Here is a 17118-nt window from a genome sequence, read left to right on the forward strand (position 1 = left end):
CAATAGCCAGGCTCCGGCCCGGAATTACTCACGACCGCTGACAATTCCTCGTCTGGCGCATTCGCGTATTGCGGCTATGTCCGGCCGAGTCCGGTTTTCCGGTGTCCAGGCCAGCGCGGCACTGCACAGCGGGAGGTCGACTACTTCGATGTAGGCGACACCTGCTCTGGGAAAAAGTTTTTCCGTTGAAGCCGGTACGAACATCATGGCTTCGCCGAGGGCAATTGTCGCGAGGAGCGCCTCGACGTCCGTGACCGTCGGCCCATATCGGACGGGTGTGCCGTCCGGCCGGGGGTTGATGGTCCAGTGGTCCCACCAGTTGCGCGGTACCTCGGGCGGCGCGTCCGCAACCGCGCGGTCGGCGAGTTGGGCCAGGGTGATCTGCTTCTCGGCGGCCAGCGGGTCGTCGGCGGGTAGGCAGGCCACTCGCGGTTCGGTCGCGAGGTCCATGGTCTGGATTCCGGGCAGGACCGGCGGGCGCACGAACGCGACGTCGACCTCTCCCCGGTTGAGCGCGCTGATCTGACCAGCGAAGTTCAGGCTGCGGACCTCAACGGAGATCCCGGGGTGCCGGCGACGCAGCCCGGCCAGCGCGGTCCGGGCGAAGGGCAGCGCGGCATCGGCTCCGCACTGGCCGACCACCAGGTGCCCGGTCACCATGCGGGCGTGCAGTCGAGCTCGCTGCAGGACACCGGACATCGCCGCAGTGACCGCGTGCGCCTCGGGCAGCAGGGCCTCGCCCGCGGTGGTGAGGACGACGGCCCGGCTGGTGCGCTCGAACAACTTCACGCCCAGCCGGGTTTCCAACGCGCGAAGCTGTCGGCTCAAAGCCGACTGACTGATGAACAGGCGGGCCGCAACTCTCCCGAAGTGCAGTTCCTCGGCCAGCGCCAGGAAAAGTCTGAGCTGATGAATGCTGGGCTCTCGGGTCTGGCGTGCCAGCCCGCTGGTCGCCTCTTCGTTCGAGCGATTTCCAGCCATGCACATTAGGTTATCGGTTCGGCACATCTTGTAATAGCGGTTTGGCTTCCCCACATCGGCTGGTCGTCGGCATAATTCTGGCTAGTGATCCAGACCAGAATCGTTGGCCTGGTGTCAACTGGGGGTCCTTGGAACATGGTGCGCGTACTCGTCGCCGACGATCAGGCCGTCGTGCGCAAGGGGATTAGGGTTGTTCTCGACCCGGTGTCCGACTTCGAGGTCGTCGGCGAGGCCGAAGACGGTGACCACGCGGTGCGGCAGGTGATCGCGCTGCGGCCAGACGTGGTGCTGATGGACATTCAGATGCCGGGCAGTGGGATAGCGGCCACCAGACGACTCACCGAGCATTCCGAACTGGACGTGCGGGTGCTCATGCTGACCACCTTCGACGTCGAGGAATACGTCCTCGACAGCCTGCGGGCGGGCGCCAGCGGGTTCCTGCTCAAGGACGTGGAACCGGAAAACCTGATCCATGCGGTGCGGTCGGTGTACGCGGGGCGCACCGTGCTGGATCCCGCGGTGACCGGCCGGGTCGTCGACCGGTTGCTGCGCCGCGACACCGATCCGGTGCGCGAGGAGTCCTGGCCGGACCGGGCGGAACCGGGGCATTTCGACGTCATCGAGCTGACCCCGAGGGAGCGCGAGGTCGTGGGGCTGATCGCGTGCGGCCGGAGCAACGCCGAGATCGCATCGATCCTGCAGCTGTCGAGGGCGACGGTGAAGACGCATGTGGCGAGCGCGCTGAACAAGTGGAACCTGCGGGATCGCGTGCAACTCGTGGTGCGCGCCTTCGAAACGGGGCTGGCGCAGGTGAACGGCAACGAGAACTGCCGGGCGTCGTGACCGTCCTACCGACGCAGCGGACGAACGGGCCGGAACCACCCGCGACCCGTCCCGCGCGTCGGTTGCACCGGATGTTGCCGGACGGGTCGCCCGCCGACTGGTGGCTGGTGGCCGGGCTGCTCGCGCACGCCGGACTGGTGACCATGCTGCTGATCCCGATGCGAGACTGGCCACTGGCGACGGGACTGGCGCTGGCCGAGGCGCTGCCGGTGCTGTGGCGGCGAATCACTCCGGCCGGTGCGCTTGCGGTGCATCTGCTGGTCAAGCCGCTGACGTACCTGGCGGACATTCCCGTGGGCGAGCTGGCCTGGCTGGTCCTGATGCACGCGGTGGGGCGGTACCTGCGCTGGCGGGTCGGCCTGATGCTGCTCGTGGCCGCCTGCGCACTCGTTCCCGTGCTGCTACTGGCGATCTCGCCAGCGGCGGCGCGCAGTCCCGGGATGCCGATCGGTGTGCTGCAGCTGGCCATTTCCTGGGGTCTGGGCTGCGCCGGGCGAGCTGCGGCGCGCAACAGACTGCTGATGCGGAGGCGCCACGAACGGGAACGGTTGCGCGTACTGATCGACGCGCAGCGCGGGCGGATCGGCAGTGAGCTGCACGAGGTGGTCACACGGCGGCTGCGTGCTATCGCGGCCACGGCCGGTTGTCTCGGAGAACGCTCGACAGTGCCCGTGGCGGACTTACGTGCGTTGCGGGAGGAATGCAGGGACACGCTTACCGTGCTGCGGCGCATGCTCGGGCTGTTGCGCACGACCGAGTCAGAAACCTCGGCCGGGCCGAAAACCTCGACCGAGTCAGAAACCTCGGCCGGGCCGAAAACCTCGGCCGGGCCAGAAACCGGCGCCGACGAGGCGCGGCGGAGCGGGTCACGGCCCCGGTGGCACCGCCTGCTGCCGGCGCCCGCGGATGCGGTGCTGGTGGTCGCCCTGTTCCTCGGCGCGGTCGCGGTGCACGCGTGGTCGTCCGGCTTCGCGGTCACGGGCGGCAGCGAGGCGATCTCCCTGCTGTACCTGCCGTCCACGCTGAGCCTGCCGGGCACCACGACGACGCTGGCGCTCCTGCTGCTCGTCTATTCAGCGGGGGCTTGGGGGAGGTCGCTCCACTCCGCACTTTGCATCCCGGTCGCGCTGGTCATCTGGGCGTTCGGGGCGAAGGGCGCGGCCGACGCGCCAGCTCCGGCGCCGAACACCGAGATGTACACCGCCTTGCTGTTCTGCGGCCTGTATGTCGCCGGGCGGGTACGCGGGCGCTTCCGCATGCTGACGGACAGCGCGGCGCGGTACGCGGAGGACCGCCGGATCAGGGAGCGGCTGCGGCAGGAACGCAACCGGGTGGCACGGCAACTGCACGACCACGTTTCCCATCATGTGTCCGCAATGGTGGTGCAGGCCGGGGCGGTCCGGTTGCTGGCGCGGCAACGGCCGGAGCTGATCGGCGAAACCCTGCGGGATATCCGGGAAAGTGCGCATGCCGCACTCGCCGCGCTGCCACGACTGCTGCGCGCCCTGGATCCCTCCGGGGCGCGACCGGAGGGTGTCTCCGAGCGGCTGCGCGAGGGCGAACTGGGGGAGTTGGTCGCCCCGCTGCGCCAAGCCGGTGCGGAGGTGTCGGTGCGGTTGTGCGGGGACCCCGGGAACGCCTCCCGGGAGCAGGCCGCGCTGGCCGCGCGGCTCATCCGGGAGTCGGTGCGCAACGTGCTTCGACATGCCGGGCCGAGCGCGACCCGGGTATTGGTGGAATGCCAACCCAACCACACCGTGGTCGAAATCGTCGATTCCGGACCGGAGCGCGGATTCGTCGGGGACCGGGGTTGCGGTCACGGGATCGTGGGGATGAACGAACGAGTGGCGTTGGTGGGTGGTCGGTTGAACGTCGGCCCTTACGGGTCGGGCTGGCGGGTGCACGCGCTGCTGCCCAGGTGGCAGGCGCCGGAGGCAGATCTTTCGGTGTGATCTGTCCATCTTGGACGCGGCATGGCGGGATTGGGTTGGCGTAGCGGAACAAAGCATTCGCGAGAGAGCCAGTCGGGGATCTCGGAGTCCAGCAGCGAGTCCGGCTTCACCTACCGCCTGAGTGTCTCCGAATGGCCTCGTCCTCGGGGCGGAGGAAAACCCAGATCCCCTGCCGTGAACAGGGCTTTCGGCTCGGGTGGAAATCGTTCGCGCGGCCGAGGCGGGATCCGCTTTCCCGAGGATAACGTTGAGAACGAACCGGCTGGTAGTCAAACCGGTTCCCCGGAAACACCAAAACCGAGGAGGTTCGAACATGCTCTCCGAGAACGTTCAGGAAATCGACCTCAACATCGACATGGAGACCCTGTCCGCGCCGGGCGCTGGCAATCTCGGCAACAACGTTCGCGTGCAGGCCGGCCCGATCACCGTGGGCACGACCTGTTGGGGCACCCCGTGCCCGAGCGCGAACACCGTCTCCTGCTGAGCAAACAGGCGGTTTCAGAGCAGTGCCGAGATGCGCCGGTCCACCCCGGAAAGGATGCCGGAGCGGCGGCATCTCGGTCGTAGCCGGAAGTGCGGCGGCCGGCCGTCCCGGTCGCCGCATCCTCCCCAGTCACCGGAGGGCGTGATGAGCAGCGGCATAGCGAACCTCGCGGCATCCGGCGCGCCGACCACGGCCGCCACCGAGGCCGCCACCGAGGATCCCCGGCCACCGCTGGGGCTGCTGGAGTACCTCGACCCCGCCGAGGGCAAGACGGTCCGGGAGAAGCGCGAGTCCGCCTTCGCCGCTGCGCTGCTGGCCGATCGGCTGGGATACCGGCGGCTCTGGCTGCCCGAACACCACGCGCGGGGCACCCCGAGCACCAATCCGGCCCAGTTGGCTGCCGTGCTCGGCAGCCACACCGGCCAGATCAGGATCGGCACCGCCGTGACTCTGGTGCGCGTGCGCGACCCATACCAGGCCGCCGAGGATCTGGTGACCGCCGGATCCTTCTGTGGCGAGCGGCTCGACGTCGGATTCGGCCGCGGCGACGTGGTCGGTCCGTGTGCCGAGGCCCTGGATCATCTGCGCAAGGACGACGTGGGAACCGACGCGGCGATCGGTGCGGTGGTCTCGTTGCTGGATTACGGGTGCGAGTGGATCGACCCGCTGGAGACCCCGTACCAGCGCTGGATGCACGGCTCGGCCACGCGGTCGGCGGAGCTGGCCGGACGGGCCGGCTTCTACTACTGCCACGCCCTGTTCTTCAACCCGGACCTGGACGCCTGCACGCGGACCCTCGACGCCTACCGCGCGGCGTTCCCGGCCGGCCGCACCGCGGTCGCGATCGCCGTGGTCGCCAACGATGATCCGCGGCGGGCCAAAGAAGACAGCCTGCGGTTCGGGCTCCGGATCAACTGCGTGGGCAGCGCCGAGCAGTGCGCCGACGCGATCCACCGGCTGCGCGCGATGACCGGCGCGGACGAGGTGATCATCACCGAGCAGTCCAGCGATCCGGAGGACCACCGTGGCGCGCTGACCGACATCTTCGCGGCGGTGGCGGACGGGCCGCGGGTGAAGTGGGGGAGGGCAGATCGCTGAGCGGGGAATCCTTCGCCCTGGCCAGGATCGCGCTGCTGAGCGTGGAGCGGTCCGCGCGTCTGATGGCCGAACAGAACCTTGACGATCCGATTGCGAGCATGGCGATTTCGCTGGCATCCGGGCCGCATGTGTTGCGGGAGAGCGCGACGAAGGAGCGGGCGCGAGAGTCGTTGATCCGCTACGTGGCCAGGATGGGCGGTCGGGCCACGCCGTACGGGTTGTTCGCCGGAACCGCTCCAGTCTCCTTAGGTGCTCAACGAGACTTGGCATTGCCCGGGCACGTTGCGCACCGGGCTCGGGTTCGGGTGGACATCGACGCGCTGGACGGCGTGTTGCGCGCTGCCCTGGACGAGCTCGAGTGGGATCGCTGGCCGCTGCGGCGGAATCCGTTGGCGCGGGTGGAGGGCGACAGCCTGCGCTACGCCAAATCCGGTGACGGCAGCTCGGACGTGGTCACGGTGCGGCTCACCCCGCTGATCACCGAGGTCCTGCGGCTGCTGGCCGGGCCGCCGCTGCTGGGCGCGGAACTGCTGATGGCGCTGCGGAAGTGGAACTCTTCCCTGCCTGAGGACAAACTGCGCCCATTCCTGGCGCGATTGGTCGACAGCGGGCTGTTGCTGCGGGCCGTGGACCTGATCGAGCCCGGGGTGGAACCCGCCGAGCGCGCGGCCGCGATACTCGAGCAAGCGGGTGCCACGGCGCGTGCCGACGCGCTGCGCAAGCTGCACCACGAGGGCTGCGGGGTGCACGAGCTGCGTCCGGATCTGCTCGGCCGGTTGGATTCCGCCTGGCAGGCCGCGGGGGAACACATCCCGGCGCTGGCCGGGACCAAGCAGGCCCAGCGGTTCGATGTCCAACTGGCACTGGGCATGACCGCGGCCACCCTGGACCACCGCACCGTCGATGAGCTGCGGGACACCGTCCTGCGACTGGCGAAGCTGTCCGGTGCGAATGATGGGGACGGGCTGGAGGCGGTGCCGGAAGCCTTCCACATGAACGAGTTCCGAGCCGCGTTCCAGGCCCGTTACGGCGACGCCGAGGTCCCGCTGCTGGCCGCGTGCGACCTGGAATCCGGTGTGCTGAAGTCCTGGCACCGCACGGTGTCCGGGCTCGCCACCGAAGCCGGAGTGCGCGCTGAAGGTGATCCCACGCCATCGCCGGTGAACCCGAAGCTGCTCAGCGTGCTGGACCGATGGCTGCAGGACGGAGCCGAGGGGTCTGGTGTGGACATCGCTGACTTCCCGACGGCCGGACGTTCCGGCAGCCGGGCCGTGCTGGCGCTGCTGCTCGACGACTACCGGGGCCGGTACCGAAGCATGCTCGTCGGCGGCGTCGGCCGGTCTCCGCTGGCCCTGATGGCCCGGTTCGCCCTGGGAAATCCCGAACTCCAGCGGCGCTTCCGGGAGTGGATGTCCACAGATGACACCGATGACACAGATGACACAGATGACACCGAAGACACAGATGACACCGAAGACGGCTCCCGGCCGATCCACGCCGAGCTCGTCTACCACCCCGGCGGCCGGATCGGCAACGTCCTGGTGCGGCCCCGCATCCTGGACGACGCGATCGCACTGACCGGCGGCACCGGCGGCACCATCGGGCTGGACCGGTTGCTGATCCAGTTGCGGGGCACCGAGTTCCGGCTGCGGGACTCGGTCACCGGCCGACCGGTGCTGGTCGAGTTGAACACCGCGCACAACGTCGACTTCTTCGGCCTCGACCCGGTGTACGCGGTCCTGGGCCACCTGGCCTCCGCTGGCGGGGTCGGCTGGGCCTGGGGCGCACTCGCCGCGCTGTCGCACCTGCCGAGGGTGACCAGCGGCGCGGTCATCGTGGCGCCCGAGCAGTGGCGGCTGACCTGGGCTCGGCTGCGCGCGGCGCGCGGCGCGGAGGATCCCGCCGCGGCCGTGCGCGACCTGCTGCCCGGCATCGGCGACCGCCGGTGGGTGGGCATCGGCCAGTACGACCAGGTGCTTCCCGTGGACCTCACCCACGCCGCGTCGGTGCGGGCCGCTCTGGCGCGGGAAACCGAGGCCGAGCACGTGCAACTGGTGGAGATGCCGCAGATGGAGGCGCCGGCGGTGCGCGGACCGGACGGTCGGCACGTGGCCGAAGTGGTCGTCCCGCTCGGGCCGATGCGGCGCACCCCGCCGTCCGCGGGCTCCGGGCAGGACCGGTTCACCGCGGACCACGGGAAGTCCTGGGGGTACGCGAAATACCACTGTGGACAGTCCGCAGCCGATGTGATCATCCAGCGGGCTCGGCGGCTGGCCGCCCAGCTGGACGAGGCCGGCACCATCACCGACTGGTTCTTCCTACGCTACGCCGAGGGCGGCTACCACCTCCGGCTGCGGATGCGGCCGGCACGGCAGGAGCTGCGGGCCACCGTGCTCGCGGCCCTCGATGAGCTCGGCGCCATCCTGCAGCGGGAAGGCCTGGTCGGCCGGGTCGAGATGGACGACTACGTCCCGGAAATCGCGCGCTATGGCGGGGCGGAGGGCCTGCCGCTCGCCGAGCGGCTGTTCACCGCGAGCAGCGATCGGGTGGCCGGGTTCCTCGCCACCGGGCCGAGCGAGGAACAGCGGCTGTACCAGGCCGTGGCCGACATCCTGCACTGGACCTCGGTGCTGTTCGACTCGGCCGACGGCGAGCACGAGTTCCTGAAGCTCTGCCGCGGCGGGCTCGGCGCGACCTTCGCCAGGACCGGCAACGCGCACGGCAAGTTCGCCAGGGCGCACGACGCGGCCCTGACGGAGCACCTGAGCCGGGCCGAACCCGACGAGGACGTCGCCAAGGCGCTGACCGAACTCGCGGTGTCCGCCCGGGCACGGCTGCCCGAGCGTCGGGCGTGGCCGGTGCTCGGCTCCGCGCTGCACCTGCACTGCAACCGGATGTTCGCCTTCGACGCGGTGCGGCTGGAATACCTGGCCTACGAATTGGCGCTGCGAAAGGTCCGGCAGCACAAGGCACGGGCGCAACGGCCCGGGAAAGGGGAGTGAGCAGGTGCGAGCCGCCGAGCTTCTGCGACTGGCCAGGACGCTGTACGACGACGCCACCGAGCGCGTCGAGGCCGAACCGAGCTTCCCGTTGCTGCTGGACCAGGCACTGCTGGCCGTGGAGTTCAGCCGCGCGCTCGACGAGGACTTTGAACCGAGGCGCTGGCTCAGTCGGGCGCTGGGCATGCTGCGTTCGGCGGGCGGCACCGGGCCGTGGCTGTACCGCGGGGCCGCTCAGGCGGGGTGGACGGCGATCCAGGTCGCGGACTTCTGCGGCACCGAGGTCGCCGGCCTGGCGCCGATCGACGAGATCGCGCTGCGGTGGATCGTGGACTACCCCGAGACCATGGACGTCGACCTGCCGATGGGCCTGCTCGGCCTGGGCGTCTACGGGCTGGCCCACCCCGACGCGGCGGCGCGGGAAAAGCTGACCAGCGGCGTGCTCGACGTGATCGACCGCCGGGCCGAACGGGACGAGGACGCGCTGTTCTTCCGCGTCAACGACACCGAGCCGCGGCAGCGGGAGGGCTCGGTCGGCTGCCGGTTGCTTGGGATGGCGCACGGAGCCGCAGGGATCGTGTCCTACTTGGCCTCCGCCGCGTTGTCCGACACGGGCGCGGCCGCGCGGGCCCGCATGCTGCTCGACGAGGCCGTGGCCTGGCTGCTGCGCTGGCGCAGCGACGACTTTCCGCACGGGGCGTTCCCGCACCGGGTGGAAACCCGCTACCAGCCGGCCCGACCGACCTGGTGTTCGGGCGATCCCGGGGTCGCGCTGGCGCTGTCCGTGGCGGCACGGGCCACCGGATCCGCGGAGCTCACCGAGCTGGTGCGCGCCGTGGCCGCGAAGGTCGTCAGCCAGCCCCCGGAGCACTGCCGGGTGCTGGACGGCTGCATATGCCACGGCGCGGCCGGCATGTGCTGGTTCGGCACCAGGATGCACGCCGACTTCGGCGTCCCCGGGGCGGCGGAGTTCGCCGCGCACTGGGCCCGGCATCTGGACCGGGAGCGCGCGGCCGGGCCGCTGCGGTACTTCTGCCCCGCGGGCATGATGCCCAACGCGTCCTTCCTGGAGGGCGATGCGGGCGCGGCGCTGGCCCTGCTGCACGCGGCGACCGGCGTGCCTCCCCGTTGGGAGGAACTTCTGCTGGCTACCCCGATCTCGCCGCGGAACCGATAGCCGGCATGCCGAGATCACATCAGTGGGCCGTGCGGTTGCTGCGCGATTGCCGGCAGCACCGTCGGCTGACCGTCGTCGTCGTGGCCTCGGCCGCGCTGGGCACCGGGCTGGCCGGGCTGCTGCCGCTGATCACGCGGGCCGGAGTGGACGCGGCCATGGCCGGACAGACCGGGACCGTCGGCCCGTTGGTCACCGCGCTGCTCGGAATCGCCGTGGTCCAGTTCGCGGCCTCGTTCGTCCGCCAGTTCTCCGCCGGCAAGCTCGCGCTGGACGTGCAACACGACCTGCGCATCGCCGTCTTCGGCTCGTTGCAGCGACTGGACGGACAAAAGCACGACGCGCTGCGCACCGGCCAGGTGATGTCCCGGGCGAACCTGGACCTGCAGCTGGTGCAAGGGCTGCTGGCGATGGCGCCGCAAGCACTGGGCAGCCTGGTGCTCATCGTGGTTTCGCTGGCCGCCATGCTCTGGCTCTCGCCGTCGCTGGCGATGATCGCGCTCGCGTTGCTGGCTGCCTCCGCCGGGGTCACCGCCCGGGCAAGCCGACGGCTGTATCCGGCGACATGGGCGGTGCAGCAGCGTAGCGCGGAGATCTCCCAGCATGTCGAGGAAACCGTGACGGGCGTCCGAGTCGTCCGGGGATTCGCCCAGGAACAGCGGGAGACCGGCACGCTGCGCGCGCTCAGCGAGCGGCTGTTCGGCGAGCGCATGCGGGTGGCCCGGATGCAGTCCGGCCCCGGGGCCTGGCTCGGCATCCTGCCCCCGCTGGGGCAGGTGGCAGTGCTGCTGCTGGGCGGCTGGCTGGCCGTCCGCGGCGGGGTCAGCGTCGGTTCCTTCCTGGCGTTCTCCAGTTATCTGATCATGCTGACCGCGCCCGCCGGAACACTGTCCAATGTGGTCCTCGTAGCTCAGCAGGCGCGCCCGGCGGTGGTACGGGTGTACGAGCTGATCGACACCCACGCGGAGGTGCGGGACGCGCCCGACGCCCGCGATCTGCCGGACGGACCGCTCGGCGTGACGCTGGAGGACGTCGAGTTCGGCTACACCCGCGACGAGCCGGTGCTCGCGGGCCTTTCGCTGCGGGTGCGTCCCGGTGAAACCGTCGCCCTGGTGGGCGGTTCCGGGTCCGGGAAGTCGACCGTGGCGCTGCTGCTGTCCCGGTTCTACGACGCCACCGGCGGCCGCATCCGGATCGGCCCGCCGGGAGCCGAGACGGATGTCCGCGCGGTGCGGTTGGACGCGCTGCGGCGCGCGGTCGGCGTCGTGTTCGAGGAGCCCTTCCTGTTCTCCCGCAGCATCGCGGAGAATATCGGCTACGGCGTGCCCGATGCCGGCCTGCCCGCGATCCGCGCCGCGGCCAGGGCCGCCGGAGCCGACGAGTTCATTCGCGCGCTGCCCCAGGGCTACGACACCGTGGTCGGCGAGCGCGGGCTGACACTGTCCGGCGGGCAACGGCAGCGCATCGCGCTGGCCCGCACCCTGCTGACCGACCCGCGCGTGCTCGTGCTCGACGACGCGACCTCCGCGGTGGACACTGCCACCGAGGCGCGGATCAATGCCAAGCTGCGCTCGGTAACGGCCGAGCGCACCACTCTCGTGGTCGCACACCGCCGTGCGACCCTCGCGCTGGCCGACCGCATCGCCGTGCTGGATCGCGGCCGGGTGGTGGACGTCGGCACCGAGCGGGAACTGCGGGCCCGCTGCCCGCTGTTCACCGAATTTCTGGCCGCATCAGCCGACCGGATCGACGAGTCACCGGCGACCGGTGACCTGTGGCCGCACCCCGAACTGGTCCGCAGCGTCCTGGACGACCCGGCCGCGGTCGACGCCGCCGAGCACGACCCGGACCTGGTCGCCCAGGCGCACCGGCTACGCCCCGCCGCCGACCGGCCAACCGCCGCCGCCGCCGATCCGCCGGACGACGACCGCACCGGTTTCTGGCGCATCCTGCGTCCCGCGCGCTGGCTGCTGGCGCTGGCCTTTGTCCTGATCGCCGCGGACGCGGTGGCCACCACCGCGCTGCCCGCGCTGATCCGGTTCGGCGTCGACCACGGCGTGCTGACCAGGCAGCTGCTCGTGGTGTGGGCGGTCGCCGGGGTGGCGCTGGTGGTCGTGGCGCTGAACTGGCTGGTGCTGTTGCACCAGCTCAGGGCGACCACGCGCGGCGGGGAGAGCGTGCTGCTGGCAATGCGGATGCGCAGCTACCGCAAGCTGCAACGGCTCGGTCTGGACTACTACGAGCGCGAGCCCGGCGGCCGGATCATGACCAGGATGACCGAGGACCTTGCGGCGCTGTCGTCCTTTGTGGAGGGTGGGCTCACCGTAGGCGTGGTGAACCTGGCGACCGTGCTGGTCATGCTCGTCGCCATGCTGCTGATCGACGTCGGGTTGGCGTTGACCGGCATGGTGGTGCTACCGGTTGTGCTGGTGGCCACCCTGGTGTTCCGGCACTACTCGAACCTGATCTACCACCGGTCGCGGGAACGGGTCGGCGAGGTCAACGCCGACCTGCAGGAGAACGTGGCCGGCCTGCGCACCTCGCAGGCCAACGGCAGGCAGCAGCGGGCGACCAGCCGGTTCGCCGGGCTGTCCAACCGGTACCGGCAGACCAGGGTCGGCGCGCAGCGGTACATCGCGCTGTACTTCCCGTTCGTCACGCTCATGGCCGAGACGGCGACCGCCCTGGTGCTCGGATCCGGCGTGCACCGCGTCGTCGCCGGCACGCTGACGCCGGGGGTGCTGATCGCGTTCCTGCTCTACCTCACGCTGTTCTTCGCGCCGTTCCAACAGCTGTCCATGGTGTTCGACAGCTATCAGCGGGCCAAGGTCGGCGTGCGGCGGGTCGGCGAGCTGCTGGACACGCCGATCTCGGTGCCGCAGGCGCCGGAGGCCGTCCCGGTGCCACGGCGGTTGCGCGGCGAGATCGAACTGCGCGGCGTGGGCTACCGCTATCCCGGTTCGGCCGCCCCGGCCGTGTCCGGGCTGGACCTCCGGATGCGGCCGGGGGAGCGGATCGCGCTGGTCGGCGCGACCGGATCGGGGAAGTCCACAGTGGTGAAGCTACTGGCCAGGATGTACGACCCGAGCGAGGGCTCGATCACCGTCGATGGGATCGAACTGCGGGAGTACGACATGACCGGCTACCGGGGCCGCCTCGGTCTCGTCCCGCAGGAGCCGCACCTGTTCAGCGGGGACGTGGCGGCCAACGTGCGCTACGGCCGCCCCGGCGCCAGCGACGCCGAGGTGACCGCGGCGGTGCGGGAGGTCGGCGCGCTGGACGTGATCGCCGCGCTGCCCGGCGGATTCCGGTTCCAGGTCGGCGAACGCGGCCAGCGCCTGTCCACCGGGCAGCGCCAGCTCATCGCGCTGGCCCGCGCCGCCCTGGTGCGGCCGGACATCCTGCTGCTGGACGAACCCACCGCCGCGCTGGACCAGGCGACCGAGGCCGCAGTGCTCGCCGCGTACGACCGGCTCTCGCTGGGCCGCACCACGGTCCTGGTCACCCACCGGTTGTCCACCGCGGCCCAGGCAGACCGGATCGTGGTGCTGGAACAAGGCCGGATCGTGGAGACCGGTACGCACGAACGACTGCTGGGCAGGAGCGGTGCGTACGAACGGCTATTGAGGTTCCCCCCGAGTGGTGGACAGGGGGTTTACGGGGATTCAGGCAGCTGCTCGGAGTGAGCTCTCGTAGTCCTCGGGACTGAGCATCCCGATTGCGGAGTGCCTCCGGCCAGCATTGTAGAAGCGAACCCAATTGTCAACTGCGACAACGAGTTCCGTCTGTGTGGCGTAGGTATGCCGGTAGTAGTGCTCGTGTTTGAACGTGGACCAGAACGATTCCGCAGGGCTGTTGTCCCAGCAGACCCCAGTCGCGCCCATCGACCGGCGCAGCCCGTGCCGGAAACACGCTTTCACCGTTAGATGACCGGTGTACTCACCGCCACGATCGGAATGCAGGATCGTGCCACGGCACCGGCCGCCCCGGGTAGCGACGGCGGCGTCGATGGCCTCGGTGACCATCTCCGAGCCGATGTGCTCGGAGATGCTGTAGCCGAGCACCTTCCGGGAATGCCCGTCCCGGACCGCGCACAGATACATCTCACTCTCACCGCAGGACAGGTAGGTGATATCGGTCAGCCACACCGCGTCCACGCGGCCCTGGTCGAACTCCCGATCGACGAGGTCCGGCGGGAACGACGCCTTCGGGTCGGCCACGGTGGTTTTCACCTTGAACGTGCGCGGGCTGATGCCCTCGATCCCGATGCCGGCCATGATCTTGGCGACGGTCTTCTCGCTGACCACCTCGCCCCGCGCACGCAGTTCGGCGGTGATGCGGGGTGACCCATAGGTGCCGCCGGATTCTTTGTGTACTCCGGTGATTTTCACCTCGAGGTCAGCCCGGCGCTGCTTGCGTGGTGTCAACCTCCGCGCCGCCGCGCGTTTGACATACGCGTAGTAGCCCGACGCGGACACGTCCAGAAGTCGCGCCATACGACGCACCGAGAACGGCCTGGCGGCGTCTTTACTGCCGTCGGTGTCGGTGTCGGTGTCGGTGTCGGTGCGGGTCTCGGCGAGCGTGTCGGGGCCGGCGTACTTCACCATCAGATCGAACCGTTCGGTTTCTTCTGCATCGCGGCAAAGTACGCCGAGGCTTTTACCAGGAACGCGTTGTCCTTCTCCAGCTCGGCGACCTGTCTACGCAACCGTAGCAACTCGGCGCGTTCCGCAGCCTCCAAAGGCTTTTCCCCGTGAGCCTCGGCCGCGGCGATCCTGCGCCGCTCATCCTTGACCCAGTTACTCAGCAACCCGTCGTTGAGACCCAACTCACGAGCCACTTCAGCGATCGTGCGGCCGGAATCGATCACACGATGCGCAGCCTCGACCTTGTACTCGGCCGTGAACGACCGACGCTTACGAGGAGGCATGAGGACATCCTTCCAGCAGGAACCAATCCTGCCAACGTGGTGTCCACTACCCCGGGGGAACCTCATATGGCGGCACGGCATCGAAAACGGCGCCGTCAAGGCATAAGCCTCAGAGGCCATCGCAGCACAGCTTGCGCGGCGGTGCCGTTCGGGGCCGTGCGTACTTTGGGCTGCTGTAGCAAGTGGGTTTTGTGTCCCTGCTATTGGATCTAAGGGGCTGTCACTGAGCCGGTACGCACAAATACGGTCAGGTCACCTCTCCGCGACGGGAGGACGCTCCCAGACGCGGAGAGGCACCGGAGAGGAACGGGTAGCGGGCTTTGACGAGACTTGGCTGCGGGTGGCCGGCACGCTGCACTGGGTGCACTGCGCCCGCACCGACTTTCCACTGCGGCAAAACACGGCAAGCACTTTTTCGAAGTTGTCGTCACGCTTGCCGGGGGCCAACCCTGGCTCCCCACAACTGCCTGATCGCAGTTCGGCGACCCGACCACCGGGGTCAGCCGAACGGTGTGGCCAGAAGCGGGATTCGACGCAAGTCTTCGACAGTGCAGTACAGGCCAGCGAGAGCGCAGACAGCGCGCATACAGATATCGTAGTCGGGTTCGCCAGGATCGAGATAGTCGTGTTCAACGGTGCCGGCTGCGTCGAACGCTACACGCAGCTCAGGCGGCAAACCGGGCAGATCCGCCTCAAGATTGAGGTCATCGACGTTGACCCACGCAAGCTGCTGCCCGTCAACGGTGTAGGTGAGGCTCGCGTCTGCGTTGATGGAGAACATGCTTGTGGCCGCTACGCGACCGTTGGCAGACAGTGACATCGTGTCATCGTGGGATGTGAACCCTGCGGCGTCGTAGACGAATGTCCACGCACCGATGCGTCCTGCCAGCAGCGTCGCACAGGTGCCCTGAGGTTCCCCCCGAGCGGTGGACAGGGGGTTTACGGGGATTCAGGCAGTTGCTCGGAGTGAGCTCTCGTAGTCCTCGGGACTGAGCATCCCGATCGCGGAGTGCCTCCGGACAGCATTGTAGAAGCGAACCCAATTGTCAACTGCGACAACGAGTTCCGTCTGTGTGGCGTAGGTATGCCGGTAGTAGTGCTCGTGTTTGAACGTGGACCAGAACGATTCCGCAGGGCTGTTGTCCCAGCAGACCCCAGTCGCGCCCATCGACCGGCGCAGCCCGTGCCGGAAACACGCTTTCACCGTTAGATGACCGGTGTACTCACCGCCACGATCGGAATGCAGGATCGTGCCACGGCACCGGCCGCCCCGGGTAGCGACGGCGGCGTCGATGGCCTCGGTGACCATCTCCGAGCCGATGTGCTCGGAGATGGTGTAGCCGAGCACCTTCCGGGAATGCCCGTCCCGGACCGCGCACAGATACATCTCACTCTCACCGCAGGACAGGTAGGTGATATCGGTCAGCCACACCGCGTCCACGCGGCCCTGGTCGAATTCCCGATCGACGAGGTCCGGCGGGAACGACGCCTTCGGGTCGGCCACGGTGGTTTTCACCTTGAACGTGCGCGGGCTGATGCCCTCGATCCCGATGCCGGCCATGATCTTGGCGACGGTCTTCTCGCTGACCACCTCGCCCCGCGCACGCAGTTCGGCGGTGATGCGGGGTGACCCATAGGTGCCGCCGGATTCTTTGTGTACTTCGGTGATTTTCACTTCGAGGTCAGCCCGGCGCTGCTTGCGTGGTGTCAACCTCCGCGCCGCCGCGCGTTTGACATACGCGTAGTAGCCCGACGCGGACACGTCCAGAAGTCGCGCCATACGACGCACCGAGAACGGCCCGGCGGCGTCTTCACTGCCGTCGGTGTCGGTGCCGGTCTCGGCGAGCGTGTCGGGGCCGGCGTACTTCACCATCAGATCGAACCGTTCGGTTTCTTCTGCATCGCGGCAAAGTACGCCGAGGCTTTTACCAGGAACGCGTTGTCCTTCTCCAGCTCGGCGACCTGTCTACGCAACCGTAGCAACTCGGCGCGTTCCGCAGCCTCCAAAGGCTTTTCGCCGTGAGCCTCGGCCGCGGCGATCCTGCGCCGCTCATCCTTGACCCAGTTACTCAGCAACCCGTCGTTGAGACCCAACTCACGAGCCACTTCAGCGATCGTGCGGCCGGAATCGATCACACGATGCGCAGCCTCGACCTTGTACTCGGCCGTGAACGACCGACGCTTACGAGGTGGCATGAGGACATCCTTCCAGCAGGAACCAATCCTGCCAACGTGGTGTCCACTACCCCGGGGGAACCTCACCCGGTTCGATGCCGAGGGCCGCGGCCGGCAGGGAGGTCCACTTGTCTGGCTTGCTTCGGGGCAGCTCGCACGGCCGGAACAACCGGGGCTTGGCGCCTAGCGCTTCCAACGCGTCGGCAGGTTCGAGGTCGCGGACCACGTGCACGGCGTGGTTCGGGTCGTCGCTGGCCAACTCGCTGATCCAGATGGGGCCTCCCCCGGCATCCAGCGTGCTCGGCGGAAATCCGGGCGTTGGCATGATGACCTCGTTTCCGGGCTCGTGCGTGCTACCGCCAGGTATTGTGCACTGCCGGAACCACCAAGAGTCAAAGGGGAGAGACGGACGCTCGGGGACTCCCTCTGCCGACGCGCGACTCCCGCCCTCCGCCCTCCGCCCTCCGATCAGCTTATCGAAA

14 protein-coding genes are annotated in these 17118 nt (G+C 69.0%); 7 read left to right on the forward strand and 7 right to left on the reverse strand.

Annotation, left to right across the window (positions count from 1 at the left end):
• Positions 1–24 precede the first annotated feature (24 nt).
• Positions 25–981: a LysR family transcriptional regulator gene (locus ACRXBZ_RS37435; RefSeq protein ID WP_433883108.1), complete on the reverse strand. Its 957-nt coding sequence runs from the start codon at positions 979–981 to the stop codon at positions 25–27.
• 135 nt (positions 982–1116) lie between these two features.
• Here ACRXBZ_RS37435 and ACRXBZ_RS37440 point away from each other — a divergent pair, with 135 nt between their 5' ends.
• From ACRXBZ_RS37440 to ACRXBZ_RS37470, 7 genes are all read left to right on the forward strand, one after another.
• On the forward strand, positions 1117–1824 hold the full coding sequence (locus ACRXBZ_RS37440) for a response regulator (protein WP_433883109.1): 708 nt from the start codon (positions 1117–1119) through the stop codon (positions 1822–1824).
• 71 nt (positions 1825–1895) lie between these two features.
• Positions 1896–3776 (forward strand): ATP-binding protein, encoded by a 1881-nt coding sequence (locus tag ACRXBZ_RS37445; protein WP_433883110.1) that lies wholly within the window; start codon positions 1896–1898, stop codon positions 3774–3776.
• Between the two features lie 313 nt (positions 3777–4089).
• A complete protein-coding gene (locus ACRXBZ_RS37450; protein ID WP_433883111.1) occupies positions 4090–4260 on the forward strand; it encodes a hypothetical protein in 171 nt (56 codons plus the stop codon).
• Between the two features lie 144 nt (positions 4261–4404).
• The gene (locus ACRXBZ_RS37455; protein ID WP_433883112.1) at positions 4405–5358 is read left to right on the forward strand and encodes an LLM class flavin-dependent oxidoreductase; all 954 of its coding nucleotides are present in this window, start codon (positions 4405–4407) and stop codon (positions 5356–5358) included.
• Entirely contained in the window at positions 5337–8360 is a 3024-nt protein-coding gene (locus ACRXBZ_RS37460) for a lantibiotic dehydratase (RefSeq protein WP_433883113.1), read from the forward strand. Before ACRXBZ_RS37455 ends, ACRXBZ_RS37460 begins: the two co-directional genes overlap by 22 nt.
• A 4-nt stretch (positions 8361–8364) precedes the next feature.
• The gene (locus ACRXBZ_RS37465; RefSeq protein ID WP_433883114.1) at positions 8365–9534 is read left to right on the forward strand and encodes a lanthionine synthetase LanC family protein; all 1170 of its coding nucleotides are present in this window, start codon (positions 8365–8367) and stop codon (positions 9532–9534) included.
• A 5-nt stretch (positions 9535–9539) separates the two neighbouring features.
• The gene (locus ACRXBZ_RS37470) at positions 9540–13217 is read left to right on the forward strand and encodes an ABC transporter ATP-binding protein (RefSeq protein WP_433883115.1); all 3678 of its coding nucleotides are present in this window, start codon (positions 9540–9542) and stop codon (positions 13215–13217) included.
• Here the strand turns inward: ACRXBZ_RS37470 and ACRXBZ_RS37475 are convergent.
• The 6 genes from ACRXBZ_RS37475 to ACRXBZ_RS37500 all read right to left on the reverse strand — a co-directional run bounded on the left by ACRXBZ_RS37475 (position 13197) and on the right by ACRXBZ_RS37500 (position 16961).
• The gene (locus tag ACRXBZ_RS37475) at positions 13197–14138 is read right to left on the reverse strand and encodes an IS3 family transposase (protein WP_433881121.1); all 942 of its coding nucleotides are present in this window, start codon (positions 14136–14138) and stop codon (positions 13197–13199) included. The two genes, ACRXBZ_RS37470 and ACRXBZ_RS37475, sit on opposite strands and share 21 nt — an antisense overlap.
• Complete coding sequence (locus ACRXBZ_RS37480) at positions 14138–14461, reverse strand: transposase (RefSeq protein ID WP_433878664.1); 324 nt, start codon at positions 14459–14461, stop codon at positions 14138–14140. Before ACRXBZ_RS37480 ends, ACRXBZ_RS37475 begins: the two co-directional genes overlap by 1 nt.
• A gap of 499 nt (positions 14462–14960) precedes the next feature.
• Positions 14961–15242 (reverse strand): hypothetical protein, encoded by a 282-nt coding sequence (locus tag ACRXBZ_RS37485; protein ID WP_433883116.1) that lies wholly within the window; start codon positions 15240–15242, stop codon positions 14961–14963.
• A 168-nt stretch (positions 15243–15410) separates the two neighbouring features.
• Positions 15411–16334, reverse strand: a complete 924-nt coding sequence (locus ACRXBZ_RS37490; protein ID WP_433881664.1) for an IS3 family transposase — start codon at positions 16332–16334, stop codon at positions 15411–15413.
• Positions 16334–16657, reverse strand: coding sequence for a transposase (locus ACRXBZ_RS37495; protein ID WP_433878664.1), 324 nt, complete (start codon positions 16655–16657; stop codon positions 16334–16336). The genes ACRXBZ_RS37490 and ACRXBZ_RS37495 overlap by 1 nt, the downstream gene beginning before the upstream one ends.
• Positions 16658–16703: 46 nt before the next feature.
• On the reverse strand, positions 16704–16961 hold the full coding sequence (locus tag ACRXBZ_RS37500) for a hypothetical protein (RefSeq protein WP_433883117.1): 258 nt from the start codon (positions 16959–16961) through the stop codon (positions 16704–16706).
• Between the last annotated feature and the right edge of the window lie 157 nt (positions 16962–17118).

Source organism: Saccharopolyspora hattusasensis (assembly GCF_050972075.1).
Lineage (GTDB): Bacteria > Actinomycetota > Actinomycetes > Mycobacteriales > Pseudonocardiaceae > Saccharopolyspora > Saccharopolyspora hattusasensis.

Excerpts from the sequence above, each read along its gene's own strand:
- ACRXBZ_RS37435 (WP_433883108.1), bottom strand. The coding sequence starts at position 981 with ATGGCTGGAAATCGCTCGAACGAAGAGGCGACCAGCGGGCTGGCACGC.
- ACRXBZ_RS37440 (WP_433883109.1), top strand. The coding sequence starts at position 1,117 with ATGGTGCGCGTACTCGTCGCCGACGATCAGGCCGTCGTGCGCAAGGGG.
- ACRXBZ_RS37445 (WP_433883110.1), top strand. The coding sequence starts at position 1,896 with ATGTTGCCGGACGGGTCGCCCGCCGACTGGTGGCTGGTGGCCGGGCTG.
- ACRXBZ_RS37450 (WP_433883111.1), top strand. The coding sequence starts at position 4,090 with ATGCTCTCCGAGAACGTTCAGGAAATCGACCTCAACATCGACATGGAG.
- ACRXBZ_RS37455 (WP_433883112.1), top strand. The coding sequence starts at position 4,405 with ATGAGCAGCGGCATAGCGAACCTCGCGGCATCCGGCGCGCCGACCACG.
- ACRXBZ_RS37470 (WP_433883115.1), top strand. The coding sequence starts at position 9,540 with ATGCCGAGATCACATCAGTGGGCCGTGCGGTTGCTGCGCGATTGCCGG.
- ACRXBZ_RS37475 (WP_433881121.1), bottom strand. The coding sequence starts at position 14,138 with ATGGTGAAGTACGCCGGCCCCGACACGCTCGCCGAGACCCGCACCGAC.
- ACRXBZ_RS37480 (WP_433878664.1), bottom strand. The coding sequence starts at position 14,461 with ATGCCTCCTCGTAAGCGTCGGTCGTTCACGGCCGAGTACAAGGTCGAG.
- ACRXBZ_RS37485 (WP_433883116.1), bottom strand. The coding sequence starts at position 15,242 with ATGTTCTCCATCAACGCAGACGCGAGCCTCACCTACACCGTTGACGGG.
- ACRXBZ_RS37490 (WP_433881664.1), bottom strand. The coding sequence starts at position 16,334 with ATGGTGAAGTACGCCGGCCCCGACACGCTCGCCGAGACCGGCACCGAC.
- ACRXBZ_RS37495 (WP_433878664.1), bottom strand. The coding sequence starts at position 16,657 with ATGCCACCTCGTAAGCGTCGGTCGTTCACGGCCGAGTACAAGGTCGAG.
- ACRXBZ_RS37500 (WP_433883117.1), bottom strand. The coding sequence starts at position 16,961 with ATGCCAACGCCCGGATTTCCGCCGAGCACGCTGGATGCCGGGGGAGGC.